This is a genomic window from Pseudomonas sp. H3_D04 (assembly GCF_054669175.1).
The window spans coordinates 4737284-4760201 of the sequence record NZ_CP162801.1; the positions used below are offsets into that span (position 1 = coordinate 4737284).

Annotated in this window: 23 protein-coding genes; 13 read left to right on the top strand and 10 right to left on the bottom strand. The window is 58.3% G+C overall.

Annotated elements, in window-relative coordinates; genetic code table 11:
* Positions 1-308: 308 nt before the first annotated feature.
* The 3 genes from AB4N91_RS21960 to AB4N91_RS21970 all read right to left on the bottom strand — a co-directional run bounded on the left by AB4N91_RS21960 (position 309) and on the right by AB4N91_RS21970 (position 6189).
* The gene (locus tag AB4N91_RS21960; RefSeq protein ID WP_200667756.1) at positions 309-2864 is read right to left on the bottom strand and encodes a LuxR C-terminal-related transcriptional regulator; all 2556 of its coding nucleotides are present in this window, start codon (positions 2862-2864) and stop codon (positions 309-311) included.
* Positions 2865-3004: 140 nt separating this feature from the next.
* Complete coding sequence (locus AB4N91_RS21965) at positions 3005-4372, bottom strand: DUF1329 domain-containing protein (protein ID WP_102594599.1); 1368 nt, start codon at positions 4370-4372, stop codon at positions 3005-3007.
* Positions 4373-4395: 23 nt separating this feature from the next.
* Complete coding sequence (locus tag AB4N91_RS21970; protein ID WP_042932362.1) at positions 4396-6189, bottom strand: DUF1302 domain-containing protein; 1794 nt, start codon at positions 6187-6189, stop codon at positions 4396-4398.
* A 716-nt stretch (positions 6190-6905) separates the two neighbouring features.
* Here AB4N91_RS21970 and AB4N91_RS21975 point away from each other — a divergent pair.
* A complete protein-coding gene (locus tag AB4N91_RS21975) occupies positions 6906-9113 on the top strand; it encodes an S-type pyocin domain-containing protein (RefSeq protein ID WP_460111775.1) in 2208 nt (735 codons plus the stop codon).
* 1 nt (position 9114) lies between these two features.
* Entirely contained in the window at positions 9115-9375 is a 261-nt protein-coding gene (locus tag AB4N91_RS21980) for a bacteriocin immunity protein (RefSeq protein ID WP_010463210.1), read from the top strand.
* A gap of 41 nt (positions 9376-9416) precedes the next feature.
* Here the strand turns inward: AB4N91_RS21980 and AB4N91_RS21985 are convergent, their stop codons facing one another.
* The 5 genes from AB4N91_RS21985 to AB4N91_RS22005 form a co-directional block, all read right to left on the bottom strand.
* The gene (locus AB4N91_RS21985) at positions 9417-10328 is read right to left on the bottom strand and encodes an SDR family oxidoreductase (RefSeq protein ID WP_460111776.1); all 912 of its coding nucleotides are present in this window, start codon (positions 10326-10328) and stop codon (positions 9417-9419) included.
* A gap of 110 nt (positions 10329-10438) precedes the next feature.
* Positions 10439-11341, bottom strand: a complete 903-nt coding sequence (locus AB4N91_RS21990) for an alpha/beta fold hydrolase (RefSeq protein WP_010463214.1) — start codon at positions 11339-11341, stop codon at positions 10439-10441.
* Complete coding sequence (locus AB4N91_RS21995) at positions 11341-12123, bottom strand: class II aldolase/adducin family protein (RefSeq protein ID WP_010463216.1); 783 nt, start codon at positions 12121-12123, stop codon at positions 11341-11343. Before AB4N91_RS21995 ends, AB4N91_RS21990 begins: the two co-directional genes overlap by 1 nt.
* Before the next feature lie 131 nt (positions 12124-12254).
* Entirely contained in the window at positions 12255-12941 is a 687-nt protein-coding gene (locus tag AB4N91_RS22000) for an LrgB family protein (RefSeq protein ID WP_010463218.1), read from the bottom strand.
* Positions 12931-13317, bottom strand: a complete 387-nt coding sequence (locus tag AB4N91_RS22005; protein WP_460111777.1) for a CidA/LrgA family protein — start codon at positions 13315-13317, stop codon at positions 12931-12933. Before AB4N91_RS22005 ends, AB4N91_RS22000 begins: the two co-directional genes overlap by 11 nt.
* Before the next feature lie 96 nt (positions 13318-13413).
* Between AB4N91_RS22005 and AB4N91_RS22010 the strand changes: the two genes are divergently transcribed.
* Positions 13414-14310: a LysR family transcriptional regulator gene (locus AB4N91_RS22010; RefSeq protein WP_460111778.1), complete on the top strand. Its 897-nt coding sequence runs from the start codon at positions 13414-13416 to the stop codon at positions 14308-14310.
* On the opposite strand, the gene AB4N91_RS22015 is transcribed toward AB4N91_RS22010, so the two are convergent.
* Positions 14291-14746 carry a flavodoxin gene (locus tag AB4N91_RS22015; protein ID WP_460111779.1) on the bottom strand — a complete coding sequence of 152 codons (456 nt, stop codon included), beginning with the start codon at positions 14744-14746 and terminating at the stop codon, positions 14291-14293. The two genes, AB4N91_RS22010 and AB4N91_RS22015, sit on opposite strands and share 20 nt — an antisense overlap.
* Positions 14747-14845: 99 nt before the next feature.
* On the opposite strand from AB4N91_RS22015, the gene AB4N91_RS22020 reads away from it, so the two are divergent.
* Both AB4N91_RS22020 and AB4N91_RS22025 read left to right on the top strand, forming a co-directional pair.
* Positions 14846-15325, top strand: coding sequence for a PAS domain-containing protein (locus AB4N91_RS22020; RefSeq protein WP_010463226.1), 480 nt, complete (start codon positions 14846-14848; stop codon positions 15323-15325).
* A gap of 54 nt (positions 15326-15379) precedes the next feature.
* Positions 15380-15985 (top strand): hypothetical protein, encoded by a 606-nt coding sequence (locus AB4N91_RS22025; RefSeq protein WP_010463228.1) that lies wholly within the window; start codon positions 15380-15382, stop codon positions 15983-15985.
* Positions 15986-15987: 2 nt separating this feature from the next.
* Here the strand turns inward: AB4N91_RS22025 and AB4N91_RS22030 are convergent, their stop codons facing one another.
* Entirely contained in the window at positions 15988-16947 is a 960-nt protein-coding gene (locus AB4N91_RS22030) for a MerR family transcriptional regulator (RefSeq protein ID WP_460111780.1), read from the bottom strand.
* Between the two features lie 210 nt (positions 16948-17157).
* Here AB4N91_RS22030 and AB4N91_RS22035 point away from each other — a divergent pair, with 210 nt between their 5' ends.
* From AB4N91_RS22035 to AB4N91_RS22070, 8 genes are all read left to right on the top strand, one after another.
* Complete coding sequence (locus AB4N91_RS22035) at positions 17158-17727, top strand: antibiotic biosynthesis monooxygenase (protein WP_424479434.1); 570 nt, start codon at positions 17158-17160, stop codon at positions 17725-17727.
* Positions 17728-17808: 81 nt separating this feature from the next.
* A complete protein-coding gene (folM, locus tag AB4N91_RS22040; protein ID WP_010463235.1) occupies positions 17809-18519 on the top strand; it encodes a dihydromonapterin reductase in 711 nt (236 codons plus the stop codon).
* Positions 18520-18541: 22 nt separating this feature from the next.
* A complete protein-coding gene (gene folE / locus AB4N91_RS22045) occupies positions 18542-19117 on the top strand; it encodes a GTP cyclohydrolase I FolE (protein WP_010463237.1) in 576 nt (191 codons plus the stop codon).
* 2 nt (positions 19118-19119) lie between these two features.
* Positions 19120-19491, top strand: coding sequence for a dihydroneopterin triphosphate 2'-epimerase (gene folX / locus AB4N91_RS22050; protein ID WP_007970304.1), 372 nt, complete (start codon positions 19120-19122; stop codon positions 19489-19491).
* A 104-nt stretch (positions 19492-19595) separates the two neighbouring features.
* A complete protein-coding gene (locus AB4N91_RS22055; RefSeq protein WP_008150700.1) occupies positions 19596-19892 on the top strand; it encodes a DUF1244 domain-containing protein in 297 nt (98 codons plus the stop codon).
* Positions 19885-20223: a HopJ type III effector protein gene (locus AB4N91_RS22060; protein ID WP_077750181.1), complete on the top strand. Its 339-nt coding sequence runs from the start codon at positions 19885-19887 to the stop codon at positions 20221-20223. Before AB4N91_RS22055 ends, AB4N91_RS22060 begins: the two co-directional genes overlap by 8 nt.
* 272 nt (positions 20224-20495) lie before the next feature.
* Positions 20496-21746, top strand: coding sequence for a 2-aminoadipate transaminase (locus AB4N91_RS22065; RefSeq protein ID WP_304817291.1), 1251 nt, complete (start codon positions 20496-20498; stop codon positions 21744-21746).
* Positions 21747-21874: 128 nt separating this feature from the next.
* Positions 21875-22849: an amino acid ABC transporter permease gene (locus tag AB4N91_RS22070; RefSeq protein ID WP_077747437.1), complete on the top strand. Its 975-nt coding sequence runs from the start codon at positions 21875-21877 to the stop codon at positions 22847-22849.
* The last annotated feature ends 69 nt before the right edge of the window (positions 22850-22918 follow it).

Below are 22918 nucleotides of genomic sequence, written 5' to 3' on the forward strand. Positions count from 1 at the left end.
ATTATTAAAAACTCAAAAAATCTTTCAACATTTGTACAAGCAACTTAAACACAGAAGCGACACATAAAGAAAAAACGAAATAGATGAAACCGTACCCCTCACAACAAAGCGACGCACTCAGCCACCGCTGAGTTTTACACTGTGACAACCGCCTCACTCCACCCTTCAATCAATCATTAAAACACCAGACCTTACATATAAGATGAAACATCTCCCAGTGCAATTTTTCCCAACCTGAAAACAACGTAAAACAGAACCGACTATTCGCACTCTGTGGGCGCCCCCCTCAATAAAAAGTTTTGCGCTCTTCAATCCAATAAACCGACACTCTTGGCTTTCGCAACCGCCTGAGTCCGGCGTTCCACGCCCAACTTCCCGTGAATTCTCCGTGCATGTGTTTTCACCGTATGCAAGGAGATAAACAACTGCTCGGCTATTTGTTGATTCGAATTGCCCAGAGCAATCAGCTTGAGCACCTCCACTTCACGCTGACTGAGCGGATTGACTTCACTCACCTGCAGATTTTTTTCCGAACGATCCCAACCATCATCCAGTACTGGCAGAAGATCAGGCTTTCGCAATTGCAACTCAACAAGCGCTTGGCGAAGCCCATGGTGCTCAGAAAGATTCAACCCTTTGCGCAACCAATCTCGGGCACCGACGCTGTCACCGTTCTGCCACGCGACTTCGGCTGCGCCGAACAGCAATTCGACCTCCAGCGCCAGCATGCCTGCGAGCTGCGATTGTTCGAGTGCCTCGGCGAAATGGCTCAGCGGGTTTTTGGCCTGGTGCAGGTCGACCTTTGCCAACACCAACAGATAATCGATCCGTGCGATCAACATCAGGGTCGCGGGAGGCGCCTGCCGTGCATGCGGGCCACGATAGTGGCGCAGTACTCGACTGAGCGCCTCATGGGCCAGTTCCGGGCGCCCCTGCTGTAGCCATAATTGACTGCTGATCTGCAATAGCACACCGCGGTAAACGGTGTCGGGAATCTGCCGTTGCTGCATCAAGCGCTCGGCCTCGCGCAGATAGACAAATGCTTGGGCATAGTCGCGCTGATTGGCCGCCACCTGCGCCAAACCGAGGAAACCGTAAAGCACCCGTTTGTCGTGGTTGCGCATACAGATAGACAGCCCCGCTTCGAAACACGCAACAGCCTGCGTATCCAAGCCCTGGCACAAACTCAAGCGCCCACGGTGCAAGGCAATTCGCCCCAGCAGGGGTTCGGCAAGCCGCTGCTGTTGAGTGAGCATGTTCTGAACGTTGGCGAGCAAATGGTCGGCTCGCTGAGGAGCACCACGTTGCTCCAGCAATTGCGCATGATCAAGTTCCAGCAGCCCTTCGAAAACCAGCGAGCCTTGCGCACGCGCCAGGCACAACGCATCGCGATTGATGGCTTGTGCCACTTCGAGCTCGCCCCTGAGCAGGGCCTGTTGCGTCAAACCCGACAGGCACATCAAGCGCACAGGCCAGAGGTCAGGACCGAGCACGTTCAGCGCATCGAGAAAATGCGCGCTTGAACTGTCCATCCGCCCTTGAAGATGCAGCAGCCAACCCTGCTGCGCCTGCCACCGTGCGATCAGTTGCCGCTGCAGAATCGCCGAGGGCTGCGGGATGAATCGTGACAACTGCTCGATGCAATCGGCGGCTTGCTCAAACCGCCCGGCAAACAACGACGCCGCCGTGATCAACCCGACCAGTTGCGGCGAACCGTACATCAGCGCGTCACCTTGTTGCTCGTACAACCGCAACAACAGCACGACGGTCTGCTCCTCGAATAAATGCTCGAAACTGAAATGCTGCAACAGGCTGACCGCGACCTCGAACTCTTCGGCCAGCAAGGCCTGTTCGAACGCAGCTTTCCAGTCCTGCTCGGCGGCAAACCACTGACAGGCACGGCGATGCCAGGAACGTCCGGCCGGCCATTGTTCATCGCGCATCAATTGCGTGAGTGGGGAGAAGATCTGCAGCCAGTCAGCGGAGTCCTGCCAGGGCTCGATAAAGCACCCCAGATCCTGCAACGTCTTCAGGCATTGCGCGCCCTCCCCTGCGCCAAACAGGTGATCGCACAGCCGAGCGTTGAAGCGTGGCAAATGCGCGAGTACCCGCCAGGCTTCCGTCAACTCCGGGGTCAGGCCGGAAAACAGTTCGTGCTCGAGGTAATCGAGCAATGTGTCAGGTCGGCTGTGATGCGGGTCGTTGCGCGACCAGTCGCATTTTTGCAGCAGCGCAATGCGTACACCGGCGCACCAGCCGCCACTGCGCTGGATAATCTTGCTGGCAGCGGTGCTGGCATCGGCCGGTGTCAGGTGGCGCAACAGCGAGGCAATCTCCGTTTGATTGAAGGCCAGCGTGGCGCGCTCGCATTCGTACAATTCATCATCGAGCAGCAACCGCGGCCAGTTGCATTGCGGGCGACGGCGGGCACCCAGCCACCAGGTCAGCGCCGGGCTGCTGACGGCCAGCATGCGATCCAGCAGTTGATCGAGTTCCGGGTTCGGAACGCGGCAATAGTCATCGAGAAACAGCCAGGTCGGCACCTGCAATCGAGCCAGCGCACCGAGCATCGCCGGCTCTTCTGCCGAAGCCAGCCCCAGCGCTTCTGCCACTCGCTGACGAAAATCCACCGTGCTCATCGCTATGCCAGATAACGGCAACCAGCACACCCGGCATGGCGGCGGCGCCTGTAAAAGGCAGTCGGCGAGCAGCGCAGTCTTGCCACTGCCGGCGGGCGCGCAGAGTAATTTCACCCGGGACGTGGACGCTAGCAAGGGACCGGTCAATCGATCACGCGACAGGTGATGAGAGGACAGACGGGGCAGGAATCCAGAACGGTCAAGACACGGGGTCATGGCGGTCATTGCGGCGTGCCTATTTATAATTGTCCGGCAACCCTAGCCCTCTCCAACCCGCTTGTTGAGAAGTATTCAGAACGCTGATTGGCAGCCATAAAAAAGGCGACCCACCGGTCGCCTTCTGCACTGCGAATGTATCAACGCCCTTACCGGACGCCCTCGGCACGCAACGCCGATGGCGTGTAGTCCGCCGCCTTGGCTTCGAAGCCGAATTCAAAGCTGTGCTTCTCTTCGTTCTTCATCCCCAGCGCAATGTATCGACCGGCAATGATGTCGTAGAGCGCTTCCAGTGTGTACGCCTGGGTCTGGTGATCGTAGTAATACTGGGCGTGACCCTCGGCCACTCGCCACAGTTGACCGCGACCGTCGTAGTGATCCACCAGCGCCACTTGCCAGCTGTCTTCGTCGATGTACATGTGGCGTTTGGCGTAAATGTGCCGCTCGTTCGGCTTGACCGTGCCGATCACTTCCCAGACCCGGTGCAGCTCATAGCGGGTCAGGTCCTGGTTGATGTGGCCGGCCTTGATGATGTCGTCGTACTTGAGACTTGGCGAGTCGAGTTTGTAGCTGTTGTAGGGGATGTACATTTCCTTCTTGCCGACCAGTTTCCAGTCATAGCGATCCGGCGCGCCGGAGAACATGTCGAAGTTGTCGGATGTGCGCAGGCCGTCAGCGGCAGTGCCCGGCCCGTCGTAGGCGACTTGCGGGGCGCGGCGCACGCGACGTTGGCCGGCGTTGTAGATCCATGCCAGGCGCGGTTCTTTCACCTGATCGAGGGTTTCGTGCACCAGCAGCACGTTCCCCGCCAGACGCGCCGGCGCCGTTACCGACTGCTTGAAAAAGGTCAGCACGTTGGCGGCTTTTTCCGGGTCCAGGTCCTTCATCAATTGCGGAACGGCGATCTCTTCCTCAAAGCGGATCGGCGTGTAGCTACCGTTGGTCTGCGGCGTCACCTGGGTAATGATGCGTCGCAGGTTACCGCCGTGATAACGGGTGATGTGGTTCCACAACACTTCCACGCCGTTCTTCGGAATCGGGAACGCGTAGTAGCGGTTGCCAGTGAAGTTGGCCAGGCCGTTACCGTCGTTGATGCTGTTCACGTTCAGCGCGCTGCGCTTGGCCGACTCGTAGATTTCCGGTGGCACGGCCACGGTGCGGTGACTCGGGTAGACCGGGATCTTGTACGTTTCCGGGTAGCGCTTGAACATCGCCACCTGGCCTTCCGAGAGTTTGTCCTTGTACTTGTCGACGTTGGCCGGGGTGATCACGAACAATGGTTTTTCGCTGGCGAACGGGTCAGCCAGGAAGCCTTTGCTGTCCACCGCACCGGCGTTTTTCGGGATGCCACCGGTCCATGCCGGGATCGAACCGTCGGCGTTACCGGCCTTCTCGGCGCCGAGCGGCGTGAGGGAGGTACCGAGTTTGTTCGCTTCGTCCGGCGACACCGCCGCCATCACGTTGGCCGCCAGCAAGCTCAAGGCCAGGGCACCGCATTGCAGAATCATCTTGCGCATCAAATTCATCCTTCTCAGCCAGATCAGAAGTTCACGCCGAAGCTCAGTGCCAGGAAATCGCGGTCTTCCAGGGTGTTGTAGTCACCACCGAAGAAATCGGTGTAACTCAGGCTCGCGGTATAGGTGTTGCGGTAGTCGGCATCGACACCGACGCTGACGGCCTTGGCGCCTTCGTTGAACAGCCCGTTGGGGCCATAACCCGCGACGTCATGGGACCAGGACAGGTTGGGCTTGAGGTTGATCCCGCCGATCACGTTGGCGTAATCGAGGATCGCCCGGGCACGGTAGCCCCAGGAGGTCGAGGTGACGAAACCGTCGGTATCGCCGCCGAAACCATACTGGCCGTACACCGAGTCGCGGCCGTAACGCAGGTTGCTGCGCGACTCCAGGCCACCAACGTGAACCACCGCCGCTTCGCCGACCAGGGTCAAGCGCTGGGCACCCCACACTTGATCGTAGAATTGCGTGAGGGTGCTCTGGATCTGCGTGATTTCCTTGCGGCGATAGCCTTTATTGTCAGCGCCCGGGGTGGTGGCGATCGGTGATGCAGCGCCACCGGCAATCGGGTTGAGCAAGGCCAGGGTCAGGTCGTTGGTGCTGACCTGCACGGGTGCATTCGGCCGATAGCTGATCTCGCCGCTCCACGCGGTGCCGGTCGGCAAGGTAGTGGAGAAGCTTGCGCCGTAAAGGCGAATGTCTTCCGGGTATTCGAGGTAGTACTGACCGCGCCCCAGCATCACGCTTTGCGCCAGTCCCGCACCGCTGCCCGGCGCCAGACGGTTGGCCACACTCACCATCCCCGGCAGGCTGGCCAGTGTCGACAGGCCGGCCGTGGTGGTGCCGACCGTCGGCGTGCGGCTGTGGTAGTTCATGAAATACAGGCCGTACTCGGTGTCGTCACCGAGCCAGCGCAATGCTGTGCCCCACTGCCCCGAATCCCGCGCATCACGGTCGCCACCCCGGGGAACGACCACGCCCTCGCGGGTCACCTGGAGTGGCTGACCGAAAGCCGATGCCAAGGGCGCCAAGGGTGCAATCGCCGGACTGCCGACGGTGTAATTGTTGTTGCAACCATCCGCCACCACGTCGTTGCCGAAGAAGGTGCCGCAGTTGTCGACGACGGTCTGGTCCCACTCCAGTTGATAGAAACCTTCCACCGAGAGCTGATCAGTCAGGCCCTGGGAGGCGAACAGCATGTTCACCGGAATCAGCCCTTCCTTGATCTCGGCGCCCGGCCGACGGAACGCTGAGACGTCAATCGGGTTGATGCTGTTGATCGAGTTACCGATGAAGGTACTTTCACCCCAACTCACCACCTGCTTGCCGGCGCGCACGGTGCCCGGCAGATCGGCGATGGAATAGTTGTGATAAACGAAGGCATCGAGAATCTGCGCACCGGAGGACTTGGCGCCTTCCTTGCGGCCACTGTCGCTGATCGGCTTGAACTCGCGGTCTTCGTCCTTCAGCTCGAAGTCGTACCAGTACTTGCCACGGACGAAGACGCCGGTGTCACCGTATTTCAATTCGAGGTCGTGCAGGCCCTTGAAGATCTTGGAGAAGGTTTCGCCTTTCTTGAAGTTCAGCCGGCCGTCATCACCGGTCGAAGACTGACCGGTCCCACCGTTGACGGTGCCCACCAAAGATCTATCGGCATCGCGCATGCCCCAACTCGCGCCGACGGACAGCGAGGAGTCGAACGTACCCTCGATTTCGCCAATGTTGAACGCAACAGCCTGCGCCTGGGCACAGCAGCCCAAGGCAACCGCAGCGGCCAGCGCTTGCGGTGTGAAGATGGCGCGCATTGTTGTTTTTGTCATGCGTCTTCCCCGGTGAGTGACAGAAGGCCCCACCCTACTGCCGCACGTTGGGAGCGATAAGCGCACCAAGGAGGTATTCGTGGTGTACCTCTAAAGGATGAATAGCCGGATGGGACGGGGGTTTGCGCCGGGTATGGATGGGCTGGATGGGGGACTATCAGCAGAATGCATGGCAGCAGCTGCTACAGGGGACGTGGCGCGTCGGACTATTGCTCAGACTGCAACAGTGCATGTCGTGAATCGCTGTTTTTCCTTTCAGCTCAACGGCTTATTCTTGCTGGGCTTTCACGGCAAACCGCCAGAAAGCGCGAATCTATGGCGTGTGTTCAGTCCACGCCATTGGCGACAGAATCCAGATGAATCGACGCTTTTTCGATTGATCGCCCTGTGTTCACTGACGTTGATTTGTAGCTCCTTGATCCAACGTCTTGCTTTGGCCGCTGCGTTTGCAGCGGCCTTTTTTATGGGCGACATTCCTACAAGATATTTCCTATAACAACATAAGAAATATCTCTTTACGCAAAAGACAATCCTGCCTTTATTCCTGCCTCATCGAAATTTCTCGCTGCTTTATATGTAAGGTCTGACGCAAGTCTCGGACCCAGATTTTCTACTTCTGTTGTAATTTTTAATGGCACGACGCAATAACCGACAACCATTTTTTAATGGCTGACTGGCAACACGTCATCCATATGCACATTCAAAAGGATATGAATATGCAAAAGCCTCCAAGGCCAGGTTCTCTTGATATTCGCACGCCCATCCATACGATAGGCGTTGCTCCGGACCACATGACACCCGCGCCTCTAACATCAAACATTGTCACAACGGGTCCACACGGGCACGGAATACCTGTTTATTACCAAAATCTCAATACCATTAAAGCCACCTCCCAAGCGCTGGAGCAAGAATATCAAACCAAGTCCAGCCAATTGCCGCAAACCATTGAAAATGAACTGGCCGCCACTCGGCTTGAGGGTCCAACTGATCCACTTCCACCTGCACAATCGATAATTCGCGAACTGGATGTACGAAACAGACTCACTGCTCGAAAAACAGCCGAGTTCCACAATAAAACAGCTATTGCCCATTCTTTTTATGGAGGAGATCCATTTAACAGGCACATCAACGAATTCATGAAGAAGGCTACAACTATCGAAAAGAGGCCTACACCGGACGGCGCTGCCATGCAGGCGTTGTTTCAGTCTCTTCGGGCGGCCCACGATGCAAGATTGTTGGCTCAAGGTCTCGAATTGCTCAGGCAGCAAAACGTCAATGTGCAGAACTTCCTCAGTGCTGTGCAGGCCAATGAGCAAGCCCAGCGAGCAGCTGCAGAGTTGCTACGCGTAAATGAGGAAGCAGCAATCCGGGCTCGAGAACAACAGAGACTTGCAGCATTGGAAAACGCGCAGCAGGTCGCTGCGGAACAGGCTCGTCTTGAAGCGAAAGCTCAGGCTCAGGCTCAAGAACAGGCACGTATTGCAGAATTGAATACAGCCCTGGCCGAGGCTGAGGCTAATGCGAAAGCAGCTGCTCAGCATTTCGCAGCCGAACAGGCTCGTCTCCAAGCTGAAATGGAACAGCAAATCGAGCAGATACAATGGCAGCTAGAGACGGAAAGACAGCGTCTGGAGACTCGCCTCAAAGTCATTGATTCAGCTACTGCCGTGGCTCAACGCCACGTTCAACGGGTGAATCTGATAGTTCAGCAGTTGAAGGAAAGGCAAGCGCAAGAGCGCGAGCGGCAACAGGGTCGTCTGACGGCAGAGGATGAGACTCGACGAAAACTTGAGCAAGCCCGCCTCTCGGGGTCAGAGGAAACGGAGGCCAGGTGGCAAAGCCCTACGTTTGCCAATGTCGGTTCGACCGCAGCATTCGGCCCAGCGTTTACCGGCACGACCGGAACTATCGGCAATAGCCCTGCGACCTCTCTGGCGTTAAAGACCGCGCTTCGCACAGCCGTATCCGCTGTCACCGCAACTCTTGCGACAGCAGCCGCTCCAGTTCTCGTAGGATTCGCCGCCCTTTTCGCTCCATCACGGCTAGGTAACGGTGATCTGTTTTCTGTCAGTGTTCCGCTGTCAGAACTTTCGCCAGTTCCAACTGCCCATCTGTACGAACAAGCAGTCGCCGGGGGAACAATCGACCTGCCGGTTACCCTCGGTTCGAAGTCAATAGGTCATAGGGTTGAGATCGTCGTTGTCACCACAGACGGCGTGACAGTTCCCGCCAGTGTGCCGGTGAATCTGGCCCACTTTGATGCTGGCAAGAATGTTTACGTATCGGGCAGCACTGTCGCCAACGGTCCAGTCATCACCTGGACACCGTTGGTGGAACCCATAAACCCCTCGACTGATCTTCCGCTGACCGAAACAGATCTGCCTATCTATGAAGGCGCTACTGTCACTCCCAACACCGGACGAGTGAATCCATTTCCAGAGCTGGATCGCTACGGGTTTGGCGGATTCATCACCGTCTTTCCGATCGACTCAGGCCTTCCACCGATCTTCACCCTGCTCAGGGATCGACGGCAGGATCCTGGTATTGCCAGCGGGAATGGAGAGTTCGTTTCAGGAATCTGGCTAGGGACGAGGTCACGGTCGGGAGGTGCACCGATTCCCAAGCAGATTGCGGATAAACTTCGGGGACGGGAGTTTTCGAATTTCAGAGCGTTCAGGGAAGCGCTCTGGAGAGCGGTTTCAGACGATTTGGAGTTGGCGACACAATTCACAGCCAACAATGTTCAAGAAATGAGTAACGGCCGAGCCCCTTTTTCTCGTAAAGCTGACAGATTAGGTGGCCAAGTAAAACTTGAGCTACACCATGTGAACCAAATTTCAAAAGATGGCGAGATATTTGACATGGACAACATCCGAATCGTCACCCCGAAACGACACTCAGAAATACACAAAGGAGATAAATGACATGAGCCTCTTTGACCTCTCCGACTACACCGAAACAGAATTCCTTAAGTTCGTTTCCAGAATCTGCCAATCAGAATACCCGACAGAGAAGGAACAGATTGATGCAGTACTTTTGTTTGAAGAACTAACAGAGCACCCCGACGGATCCGACTTGATTTACTACGCAGATTCAGACGAAGAATCAACACCCGAAGCTATCGTTGCGAAAGTTAAATCTTGGCGAAACATAAATGGCAAACCAGGCTTCAAACCCGAAGAATAAACATAAGGGAGCAAGCATTCATGCTTGCTCCCCTTACACTCTTAAATCGAATACCTCTGCAAATTCCCCATCATCTCCTTCAGCGCCTCAATATTGTCCTTCGGATGCGCCGCCCCTTCGAAATCACAAATCTGCTCCCACTGCGCCGCCACATCCTCCGGCGAGAAGCCCACCCGCGGATCAAACCCGGCGCCCAGGCTGCGTTCCCAGCGCACCTTGCCCATCCAGCCGCCACCGACTTCAAACAACCCGGACGTTTCCTGGCAGTTTTCACTGGCCAGGTACACCACCAACGGGCTCACCAGTTCCGGCTTGAGTTGCTCGAACACTTGCGGCGGAATCAGGCCTTCGGTCATGCGGGTGCCACCCGTCGGTGCGATGGCATTGACCAGGACGTTGTTCTTGCGACCTTCGATGGCGAGTGTGCGGGTCAGGCCGTAGAGGCCAAGCTTGGCCATGCCGTAGTTGGACTGGCCGAAATTGCCGTAGATGCCCGAGGTCGATGCGGTGAAGATCACCCGGCCATAGTTCTGCTCGCGCATGTGCGGCCAGGCGGCGCGGGTGACTTTGTAGGCGCCTTCGACGTGGACGCGGTAAACCAGGTCCCAGTCGGCATCGTCCATTTTGTGGAAGGTCTTGTCGCGCAGGATCCCGGCGTTATTGACCACGACATCAATGCGGCCGAAGGCGTCGAGGGCATGCTGTACGATTTTGTCGCCATCGGTAACGGAGTCGTGGTTGGCTTCGGCGATGCCACCCGCCTCACGAATTTCCGCCACTACGCGGTCGGCTGCCGAGGCGTTGGCGCCTTCCCCTTGCGCCGAGCCGCCGAGATCATTGACCAGCACTTTGGCGCCCTGTTTGGCGAACAGCAGCGCGTGAGCCCGGCCCAGGCCACCGCCGGCCCCCGTGACGATCACAACTTTATCTTCGAAGCGCACAGACTCATTCATGGGGGAACTCCAGCAGACCAAGGACAATACGTCCGAGTGTCAGGCACCAGGCTGCTGGTCACAATAAACACAGGTAAAGCTGAATAGTGCTTGATAAGGCTGGGGGATAGTCAGGAACAGGCCGCCCTGCGCGGCGGAGAAATCAGCCGATCCCGAAACGCCTGATAATGCTTGAGCACCTGCGCCGGCGCTTCAGTCTGCGGGTAATGGCCAATATCAGGCAGCAGCACCGTGTCCGGGTTGGGGACCAGTTCCCGATAGCGCTTGACCATGTGCGCACCGGAAATCGGATCGACTTCACCATCGATGACCCGCAGCGGAACCTCGCCACGCTGCATGGCGCTGACCCAACGCTCGCGCTGAACACGCCGCTCAGGAATATAAGCGATGAGCTTATGCATGATTCGCGGGCCGTGATTGCTGTCGATCAGGCCCCAGAAATCGTCCATCTCGCTTTCGGTGGGTCGAGTGTGCGGACCAAATATCTGCCGGAAACTTTTCACCAGTCCGTCGCGGGTAAAAGCTCTCCCGATCATCCAGCCCAAGGGGCTGAGCAACAGTTTTTGCATCAACACCGGGCGATGGGTTTCAGGAAACAGGCCGCCGTTGAGGAAAACACAACTGGCGATATCGACGCGCGTCTCGTAATGCCGGGCCAACAGCTCCTGAGCCACGCTGTCGCCATAATCGTGGGCCAAGACATGCACCGGCTGTTCCACATTCAGGTGCGCGAGCAACGCCTGTTGCAGATCGGCCTGCTCCAACAGGCTGTATTCGTGATTGACCGGTTTGGCCGAGTCGCCGAAGCCGAGCATGTCGCAGGCAATTACCCGATAGCGCTGCGCCAGCGGTTGCCACAAGTAATGCCAGTCCCAACTGGCGGTCGGGAAACCATGGATGAGCAGCAACGGCTCACCCTGCCCCGCCGTCCAGTAATGGATGGTCTGGCCACGGAATACGAACGTCTGGCCGCGCTTTCGCCAGACACACAGGGGGATCTCGGCAAGTGCCATTAGAATTTATAACCCGGGTCTAGTTGATCGAGTTTGCGCAGTAACGCCGGCCAGGCCAACGCGCCGCCCATCCCTTGAGCACTTTTGGTCACGCCGGCAATCATCGCCTTGGCGCCCGCCAGAATCTGCGGCTCGATAGCAATCAGCTCGGCGCCACCATTCTGCGCCAGCACCTGGATATCGCAGGCGCGCTGAAAGGTGAACATCATCAGGAACGTGTCGGCGATGGTGCTGCCACAGGTCAGCAGGCCGTGGTTGTGCAGCATCAGGAAATTGTTTTCACCCAGGTCGGCTTGCAGGCGCGCCTTCTCTTCATGGTTCAGGGCAACGCCTTCGTAGGCGTGATACGCAAGGCTGGACAGCACAAACAATGACTGCTGACTGATCGGCAGAATGCCCTGCTTCTGTGCCGACACCGCCACACCCGCAGCGGTGTGAGTGTGCAACACGCACACCACATCGTGACGCACTTCATGCACGGCGCTGTGAATGGTGTAACCCGCCGGGTTGATTTCGTAAGGGCTGTCCATCAGCTTGTTGCCGGCCTGATCGACCTTGACCAGGCTCGACGCAGTGATCTCGTGAAACATCAGCCCGAACGGGTTGATCAGGAAATCTTCGGTGCCCGGCACCTTGGCCGAGATATGCGTAAAGATCAGATCGTCCCAACCATGGGAGGCCACCAGACGATAACAGGCCGCCAGGTCGACGCGGGTCTGCCACTCGGCGGCACTGACCTGGTCTTTGACACTCTGGGGGGATTGGACGGGAGCAACTTTCACGGCAAGGACCTCCTGTTCTTATAGTTTTACTGTCGTTACCGCAGTCTAGTCGCCCCCGGATTTCGCGTAGTTGCATTGGCAGCCAGCTTGGTGGCCTAACGAGTCAGTTCAGGAAAAAGACTGGATCCATGTCAAAGGACCGCCGCCAACAAGGGGGCGGCAAACAGGTTCAAAAGCCCTGTCAGCACCATGACCAGCCCCGCGACCGAGCCTTCCTCACCGCCCACTTCATGAGCCCGACTGACACCGGCACCGTGCGCGCCGACGCCAAACAACGCACCGCGCGCAAGGGCGCTGCGCAACGGCAGCCACTTCAGCAGAATGCCGCCGAGCATCGCCCCGAACACGCCGGTGAACATCACGAACACCGCCGTCAGTTCCGGCACGCCACCGAGGTCGTGAGCCAGCGGCATGGCAAACGGCGTGGTGATGGAGCGTGGCACCAGCGACATTGTCACCGAACTGTCCAGCGCCAGCGCCTTGGCCAGACCGAACGAGGTGCCGATGGACGCCGCACTGCCCGCCAGCATTCCGAGCAACAACGCCGACCAATACCGCATCAGCATCTGCCGCTGTTGCCAGATCGGCACGGCGAACGCGACGGTCACCGGCCCCAGCACCCACATCAGCCAATGGGTGTTGCTCGAATACTCCGAGTACGCGGTATGCAGCGGCACAGCGAGGGCCAGCAGCAGCGCCGGAACCAGAATCAGCGGCGACAGCAGATAACGCCCGGTGCGCCGGTAGATCCAGCGACTGAATAAATAGGCCGACAGCGTGAAGGCCAGCCAGAACATCGGCATCAGCTCAAGCTTCATGGGACCTCCGCAACCGCACCACCCCTTCCACGGTAAACGCGGTGACCAGCATCACCATCAGCGTACTCACGCCGATCACCAGCAGAATCCGCCAACCGTCGTCGCGCATCAGGCTGCCGTAATCGAGCAGGCTCATCAGCGCCGGGATAAAAAACAGCAGCATCTCGGCCATCAACAGACCGGCCCCCATTTGCAACGCCGCCGGTTTGATCCCGCCAAACGCGAAAGCCAGCAGCAACAGCGCCATGCCGATGACGCCACCCGGGATCGGCCAAGCCAACCCCGCGGCAATTTCGCAGCCGAGCAGGTAGATGCCGAGCAGCACGGCCAGTTCAGCGGTCAATCGAGCCAGGCGTTTGAAGATGGATGAATTCATGGTTTCGGTCCTCACAGATGCTCATTTTACGGAGCGGGCTGCTATCCCCGAAACGAATTGTTAGACTCTTCCCTATTCCAATCTGGAATCAGGCGCATGGAATTCAAGCAGTTACGCAGCTTCGTCGAAGTGATGCACCAAGGGGGGTTCACCCAAGCCGCCAAAACTCTGCACATCAGCCAATCGGCGGTGAGCAAGCAAGTCGCCCAGCTGGAACAAAGCCTGGGCACACCGTTGCTCGAACGCCTGGGTTCGCAACTGCGCCTGACCGCCGCCGGCAGCGTGGTGCTGCAACGGGCCGAAGGCATGCTGCGGCTGCGCAACGAGTTGCTCAGCGAGCTGGACGATTTGAGCCAACTGGCTCGCGGGGAATTGCGCCTGGGGCTGCCGCTGCTGGGCAGTGACGCGCTGTTCGCCGGGCTGTTTGCCGAGTACCGGCGGCGCTACCCGAACATCAGCATTCAGTTACTGGAGGGCGGTAGCCTGAACATCGAACAGGCGGTGTTGAGTGGTGAGCTCGAACTCGGCGGCAGTCTGTTGCCGAAGGATCCGCAGTTCGCCTTTCAGCCTTTCTGCGATGAGCCGCTGGATGCGCTGCTGCCCGCCGATCATCCGCTGGCGACCAAGACGGTGATCGGACTGGAGGAATTGGCCGATACGCCGTTTCTGCTGTATCAGCGCAGCTTCGTGCTCAACGACCGGTTGCTGCAGGCTTGTCATCAGCTGGGGTTCACACCCAAGGAAGGTGGGCGCAGCGGCCAGGCGGATTTTCTTGCCGCACTGGTGGCCGCCGGCCAAGGCGTGGTGCTGCTGCCCAGCGTGGTGGCGCGTGGGCTGGTGCGGCCAGGCGTGGTGCGCCTGGCCTTGAATGCCCCGGATTCGTTACGCTGGGACATTGCCTTTATCTGGCGTCAGGGGGCGTACTTGTCGAAGGCTGCACAAGCCTGGCTTGCCCTGCTGCGCGAACGACCGGTCAGTCCTTTAGCGCGCTAATCAGTTCCGCCAGCCAAGGCTCGGCATCGGTTTCCGGAGTCACACTTTCGCTGGCGTCCAGGCGCAACATCGGCAGCACTTCACGCAGGCCCAGTTCGGCGAACAACTCACGCATCTGCTCGCCGCCGCCGCAGAACGTATCGCCGTAACTTGCATCGCCCAAGCCGATCACCACCCCCGGCAAACCGCGCCAGGCAGCAGGTAATTGGTCACGGATCATCGAATACAGGGGTTGCAGGTTATCCGGCAATTCACCCATGCCGGTGGTCGACGTCACCGCCAGAAATGCTTCCGGGCCGAAGGCCTGGACATCGGCCAGTGTCGCGCGCGGGTTGTGCCAGGTTTCGAAACCCGCGCCGTTTAAAAGAGAGGCGGCGTGGCGGGCAACTTCTTCTGCCGTGCCGTACACCGAGCCGGAAATGATGGCAACTTTCATCAATCGATCCTGAAGCTGTAAAAGACACAGATATTAACAGCACGGGCTCGTTTGATCTTTTAGAATGCAAATCCCTATCAATACGGAAAGGATTCTCCGATGATCAACGCTCAACTGTTGCAAATGGTAATCAACGCCTCCAACGACGGCATCGTGATTGCCGAAAAGGAAGGTGACCAGGACAACATCCTGATTTACGTAAACCCGGCGTTCGAGCGGCTGACGGGTTACACCAGCGAAGAAATTCTTTACCAGGATTGCCGTTTCCTGCAGGCCGGTGACCGGGATCAAAAAGAAGCCCTCACCGCGATTCGCAAAGCGTTGACCCTTGGCGGCTCCTGCCGGGAAATCCTGAGAAACTACCGAAAGGACGGCACCCCGTTCTGGAATGAACTGTCCCTTTCTACAGTGAAGAACGAAAGCGATGGGCAAACTTATTTTGTAGGCGTGCAGAAAGACGTTACGGTGCAGGTCAAGGCACAGCAGCGAGTTGCGCAACTGGAAGCACAATTGGCTGAGATGCAGGCCGAGCTTGCCGCGCTGAAAGCGACGAACGGTAAAAACAAAACAGCGAATTAATGGTCATTAACTACAATCACCGATGACTTTGTAACTATTCCTTTCGAGCAAGCCATGCAACGCGACGCACTCCTGACACAGGATGAGCTGGATTTCATCCAGACCATGCAACACAACCCCCAGCTCAATGTGCGGGATGCGACGTCGAGTCTGCTCGTCAACGGTGGATCGCAAATCCGTGATTTGCTCACGCGCCTGGCTGCCCATGAGCAAGTCACCATCCAGGCCAATTTCGAAAACCAGCAAATGACCTTTCCGCTGCATCTGGTGGAAGACGAATTTCATGCGCTGCATTTGCGTCTGGGCGTGCCGAGTATTTATGAAGACGGGCCAATGGTACGACCATGGCGCCTGACGCTTGAAGAGCCGGTGGCGCTGGAAAATGCCAAAGGCCAGCCCGGCACGATGTGGGTGCATGAAATATCGTTCAAAGGGGTTTTGCTGGAAGTTCGCAACAAGACCAAACCGCCCAAACACTTCGCGTTGTGGTTCAGTCCGTCAGGCTATGAGCGGATTGCATTGCGCGGCACCTTCGAGCGTGAAACCGAGCAAGGTTTCTACGCTTACGAATTAAGCCAGAGCGACAAGGATGAGACCGAACGTCTGCGTCAGTACATCCTTCAGCAACATCGTCTGACACATCCCGCCCTGCACATCTGATCTCAGGTATCCAGGTTTCCTGCCAGGAACTGTTTCAAACGCTGACGCATCACCATCCCCTCATTTCCCAGACAACCGATCGACGATCCGGCCAGGCTGTCCTGTGCCAGGTCCGACGCATCGCCAGCCAGCAGCAACTGACAATCCAGGCTCAAGGCCAGTCGATTCAGACGTCGAGGCAACTCGGGGGCCGGCGCGTGGTTGGACACCAGCACCAGTGCCGTGGGCTTGATACGCTCGCAAACCAGGGTCAACTCGTCGAAGGGCTGACCGATCGCCAGCAGTTGAATAGCCGAGTCGACACTGCTCAGGTACAGCGCCGTGACCAGCACTTCGAGTTCATGAGCCTGATCGGCCAAGGCGCAGACAATCACGCGTCGAGGCTGCATGACGCGCACCAGCAACATGCGCTGCAACACACGAGAACGCAGGAAACCATCCAGAAACAGCCATTCGCTGGTTTGACCGAACGCGTGATGGCGCTGCAGCATCAGCTTCCAGATCGGCATCAGGATGTCCTGAAACACCACGGACAGGGGGTAACTGGAAAAAATCTGTCCATAGACTTGCTCTAGCTTAACCTCGTCAAACGCCGTCACCGCCACCTGAACCTCCTGCTGCCACTGGGCGTAGTCAGCCTGAACGAGTTCGTCGGGAATGATTTTCGCCAGGGCTTTTAGCGGCTCGGTCTTGGCCAGTATCTTGCCGACCTTGCTGACCGCGACGCCGCGATCAATCCAGCCGAGAATGCTGCGGACCTTTTCGATATCCGCCATCGAGTACAGCCGATGCCCGCTTTCGGTGCGTGTGGGCTGAATCAGGCCATATCGTCGCTCCCATGCCCGCAACGTAACGGGGTTGATACCCGTCAGGCGCGCTACTTCACGGATGGGAAACAGCTCTTCCTGTTCCAGTGCAGCTCCTCGCTGCAAATCTGGGACACCTTCAGTCAGGACAGGCATGTGGCAATTGAAGTCCGCGCGCAAAATTGGATCCCATTCTAACTCTTCCACCCCATGCTTGTTCAAGACTGATAAACGACGAATGTCGCTGGCGTATCCGTCAGAATCAGGAATAATCCTTGCTTGTCTCAAGACGCAGCCCATCACCCCGGCGCTGCGCCTGGCGAAACTCTTACCCGGAGTGACGCATCTGTTATACGGAGATTCACCATGTCTACCTCACCCGTCACGCTGATGGTTGCGCGCCGCGTCGCCGATGGGCGTTATCAGGACCTGATGGCCTGGTTGCGCGAAGGCGAACAACTGGCCACCGACTTCCCCGGTTATCTCGGCTCAGGTGTGCTCGCTCCGCCGCCCGGCGATAACGAATTCCAGATTATTTTCCGCTTTGCCAACGAGCAAACCATGCACGCCTGGGAGCATTCCGCTTCGCGTACCGCATGGCTGGCGCGCGGCAGCGATCTGTTTGCGCACAAGACGGAACATCGCGTGAGTGGCATTGAAGGCTGGTTCGGCGCGGTCGGCCAGCGCCCACCCCGCTGGAAGCAGGCGGTGGCAATCTGGCTGGCATTCTTTCCGGTTTCCCTGCTGTTCAACTTTGTATTGGGGCCGTTGCTCGACGACATGAGCCTGCTGCCCCGCGTGCTCATCAGCACCCTGTGCCTGACGCCGTTGATGGTCTACTTCTTCATTCCGCTATCGACCCGCCTGCTGGCCAGCTGGTTGAACAGCACGCCAGCACGCCCGCTGCCCGCCGAGCCCACTCCCCAAAACCACTGATCCCCCTTGTGGGAGCCCCGCAATAGGTGAATGCCGCTGCGCGCTGGTATAGTTTTGCTCTTACCGCGACGCGAGCCGTTCATGACCTCTTCCGCAGCTCCGATCCTCATCACCGGTGCCGGCCAGCGTGTCGGCCTGCACTGTGCGCAGCGTTTGCTCGAAGACGGCCATCCGGTGATCTTCAGTTACCGCAGCGAACGCCCAGGCGTGCAGACATTGCGCGACCTGGGCGCCACCGCGGTATTTGCCGACTTCTCCACTGAAGCGGGGATCCTCGCGTTCATCACCCAACTGAAAACCCACACCGACAGCCTGCGAGCCATTGTCCACAACGCTTCCGAATGGCTGGCCGAAACCCCGGACACCGACGCCGAGGCCTTCACCCGCATGTTCAGCGTGCACATGCTGGCGCCCTACCTGATCAACCTGCACTGTGCCGACTTGCTCGAACGCTCAAGCCCCGCCGACATCGTGCACATCAGCGACGACGTGACCCGCAAGGGCAGCAGCAAACACATTGGCTACTGCGCCAGCAAAGCCGGGCTCGACAGCCTCACCCTGTCCTTCGCCGCGAAATACGCGCCGACAATCAAGGTCAACGGTATCGCGCCAGCCCTGCTAATGTTCAACCCCGACGACAACGCGGCGTACCGCGCCAAGGCCCTGGCCAAGTCCGCGCTGGGCATCGAACCCGGCAGCGAAGTGATCTACCAGAGCCTGCGTTATTTGCTCGACAACCCTTATGTCACTGGCACGACCCTGACCGTCAATGGCGGACGGCACCTCAAATAAGCAGCCCCCGCGAGGATGTTCCATGACGTTATCCCTGCACCAGAACGCCTTGTCCGAGAGCTATCGCGAAATTCTCATCGGTCTCGGCGAAAACCCCGACCGCGAAGGACTGCAAGACACCCCGGTTCGCGCAGCCAAAGCCATGCAGTACCTCTGCCACGGCTACGACCAGAGTGTCGAAGAGATCGTCAACGGCGCACTGTTTGCGTCAGACACCGACGAGATGATCATCGTCGCCGACATCGAACTGTATTCGTTGTGCGAACATCACCTGCTGCCCTTCATTGGCAAGGCCCATGTGGCTTATATTCCGACGGGCAAGGTGCTGGGCCTGTCGAAGATCGCGCGGCTGGTGGACATGTTCGCCCGCCGCCTGCAGATACAGGAAAACCTCACCCGACAGATCGCCGATGCGGTGCAACAGGTGACTGACGCGGCCGGTGTCGCGGTGGTCATCGAAGCCAGGCACATGTGCATGATGATGCGCGGCGTCGAGAAACAGAATTCGACCATGAACACCTCGGTGATGCTCGGCGCCTTCCGCGAGTCGAGCACCACCCGCCAGGAGTTCCTGCAATTGATTGGACGGAGCAAGTAGCAATGCCACAACTTCAACCAGGAATGGCACGCATCCGGGTCAAGGACCTGTGCCTGCGGACCTTCATCGGGATCAACGAGGATGAAATCCTCAACAAGCAGGATGTACTGATCAACCTGACCATCCTGTATGCCGCTCAGGAAGCGGTGCGTGACAACGACATCGATCACGCGCTGAATTACCGGACCATCACCAAGGCGATCATCGCCCACGTGGAAGGCAATCGCTTCGCCCTGCTCGAACGCCTGACCCAGGAGATCCTCGATCTGGTCATGGCCAACGCGTCGGTGTTGTACGCCGAAGTTGAAGTCGACAAACCCCACGCCCTGCGATTCGCCGAGTCGGTGTCGATTACGCTCGCTGCAAGCCGCTAAGCTTCAAGCTTCAAGCTTCAAGCTTCAGGCGTTAAGCTACAAGCCATCGCAATCCATCCTGCAGCTTGAAGCTTACCGCTCGAAGCTGCCTCGCAGAGGCCCACATGACCGATCAACAACGCCTGGAACTTGAAGCCGCCGCCTTTCGCCGGCTGGTCGCCCACCTGGACAGCCGCAAGGACGTGCAGAACATCGACCTGATGAACCTCTCGGGCTTCTGCCGCAACTGCCTGTCCAAGTGGTACAAGGCCGCCGCCGACGAACGCCAGATCGAGGTCAGCCTCGATGACGCTCGCGAAGTGGTTTACGGCATGCCTTACGCCGAGTGGAAAGCCCAATACCAGCAAGAAGCCAACGCCGAACAACAAGCGGCGTTCGCCAAAGGAAAACCCAATGAGTGATTTGAACACCCTGCGCGCCAGCCTCAAGAGCGGCGAACACGTTTTCGCCGATACCCTGGCGTTCATCGCCACGGGTTACGACTACCAGCCTCAGGCTTTCAACAACGGCGGCGTGGAAAACGCCGCCGGGCAGAACGAAGGTTCGTGCAAGACCCTGGGCCTGGCGCTGCTGGAAGGCCTGACCGATGAAGAGGCGCTGTTGGCCTTTGGCGAGCATTACCGCTCGGTCGTGGCCACGCCTGAAGGCAACGACCACGGCAATATCCGCGCGTTGATTGCGCAGGGTCTGGCGGGCGTGAAATTCACCCAACAGCCGCTGACTCGCCGTTAATCAAAGTCCGCGAAACGCTTCACGAGCGACACAGAACCTGTGGCGAGGGAGCTTGCTCCCGCTGGACTGCGTAGCGGTCCCTCTTTTTTGGGGCCGCTGCGCGACCCAGCGGGAGCAAGCTCCCTCGCCACAGGTTACGCTTTGCCTGCCCATCTCTTATTCGCACACATCCCGACTTTTAAGATTGACCCGTCCACTTTATTTCGTTTGCCCCCACCCACTGCTCACGGCTTAGATAAAAAGAAGCATCCCTTCTTCAGAGTCGGTCATCCATGAGCAGCGAAACCATCAGCCAGTCGATCAACGTCGTTCATCCCGTCACGCTCAGCCACGGCAAAAACGCCGAGGTCTGGGACACCGATGGCAAACGCTACATCGACTTCGTCGGCGGCATCGGCGTACTGAACCTCGGCCATTGCCATCCGCGCATCGTCGAGGCCATTCGCGAACAAGCCACGCGGCTGACGCACTACGCGTTCAACGCCGCACCGCATATGCCCTACATCGAACTGATGGATCGCCTGACGGCGTTCATTCCGGTGGACTACGCTGTCAGTGGCATGCTCACCAACAGCGGCGCAGAAGCGGCGGAAAACGCCCTGAAGATCGTCCGTGGCTCGACCGGTCGCACAGCCGTCATTGCCTTCGACGGTGCCTTCCATGGCCGCACGCTCGCCACCCTCAACCTCAACGGCAAAGTCGCACCGTACAAACAGAAAGTCGGCGCGCTGCCGGGGCCTGTGTATCACCTGCCCTTTCCAAGCAAGGACAACGGCGTGACCTGCGCCGAAGCGCTGAAGGCGATGGATCGACTGTTCAGCGTCGAAATCGACGTCAATGACGTGGCCTGTTTTATCGTCGAACCGGTTCAAGGTGAAGCGGGATTTCTGGCGATGGATGTCGAGTTCGCACAGGCGCTGCGCACGTTCTGCGATGAAAAAAATATTCTGCTGATCGCCGATGAAATCCAGTCCGGCTTTGGCCGCACCGGCGAGCGTTTTGCCTTTTCGCGCCTGGGCATCGAGCCGGACCTGATCCTGCTGGGCAAAAGCATCGCCGGCGGCGTACCACTGGGCGCGGTAGTCGGGCGCAAGTCGCTGCTCGACACCTTGCCCAAAGGTGGACTGGGCGGCACCTATTCGGGCAACCCCATCGCCTGCGCCGCCGCATTGGCAACGCTGGATGAAATGACGGATGCCAACCTGCAAGCCTGGGGGTCGCAACAGGAAGAAGCGATTGTCAGCCGTTACGAGTCCTGGCGCGCAAGCAAACTTTCACCGTATCTGGGTCGTTTGACCGGCGTCGGTGCGATGCGCGGTATCGAGTTGACCCATGCCGACGGCTCCCCCGCCTCGGCGCAGCTCACACAATTGCTGGCGTTGGCGCGTGACGCGGGTCTGCTGTTGATGCCGAGCGGCAAATCACGGCACATCATTCGGCTACTGGCGCCGTTGACCACCGAGGCGGCGGTGCTGGAGGAAGGGCTGGATATCCTCGAAGCGTGCCTGGCAAGACTGTCCTGACAGCGAAGTGCGTTCCGGGACTGACGTAGCGAATTAAGTTCGCTTGTGGTCCCGGAATCGACGTCGCAATACTGACCAAAGACCCTTTTACCTAGCGAGAACATCACCACCGACAAGCTGAGGCAGACATGTATCACGACAATATAATTTATAAGAAAAAGTCTAACGATCCTCACTTCCTGCTCGGCGTAGCCGTGGTGTTGTTCCTCGGCGCCTACCTGATGAACCTGGGCAACAGCGCCCTCAGTCATTTTCTGCATCCGCTGCTGGGCAATGCCCCGGACAGCCTGACGGCACGCAACGTCGCCATCGGGCTGGGCATTGCCGTACTGGGCACCTTGAACTTCCACGTCCTCGGGCGCCTGAAGTTCAAAGTGCAGACTACGGTGGTGTGGATCGAACTACTGATCCTGTTTCTGGCGTTCTTCGACACCTTCGACCTGTCTTACAGCTTCATCCTCGACAAGATCGGTTTCCTGATTATCCAGGGCGCTGCAACCACCTTGTACATCTCTGCAGTGGCCATCGTCCTGGCCTTCGTGCTGGCGCTGGTCGGCGCAGTGGCCAAGCTGTCGAACAACGGCCTGGCCAATGCCCTCGCTTCGTTCTACACCTCGTTCTTTCGCGGCGTGCCGTTGCTGATTCAGATCTACCTGATTTACCTGGGTCTGCCGCAACTGGGCTACGTGGTCGATGCGGTGCCTGCCGGCATCCTCGCGCTGTCCCTGTGTTACGGCGCCTACATGACCGAGATTTTCCGGGCCGGCATCCAAAGCATTCCTGTCGGCCAGTGGGAAGCCTCGCGGGCGCTGAACATCAGCCCGTTCAAGACCCTGAGCCGGGTCATCATGCCGCAGGCCTTGCGGGTGATCATTCCACCCACCGGCAACCAGTTCATCGCCATGCTCAAGGACAGTTCGCTGGTGTCGGTGATCGGTGTCTGGGAACTGATGTACCTGGCCAAGACCCAGGGGCGCGCAGACTTCCGCCACCTGGAAATGCTGATCACCGCCGCGATGATTTACTGGGCCCTGTCGTTCATTCTGGAACGGGTCCAGGCGCGAATCGAAAAACGGGTCAATCGATCCGTGGCAAGGGGTTGATGTGTGATGACTCGTACCGATACCGCCCAACAACGCGACCTGGCCCCTGCTGCGCAGACCAGTCCCTCG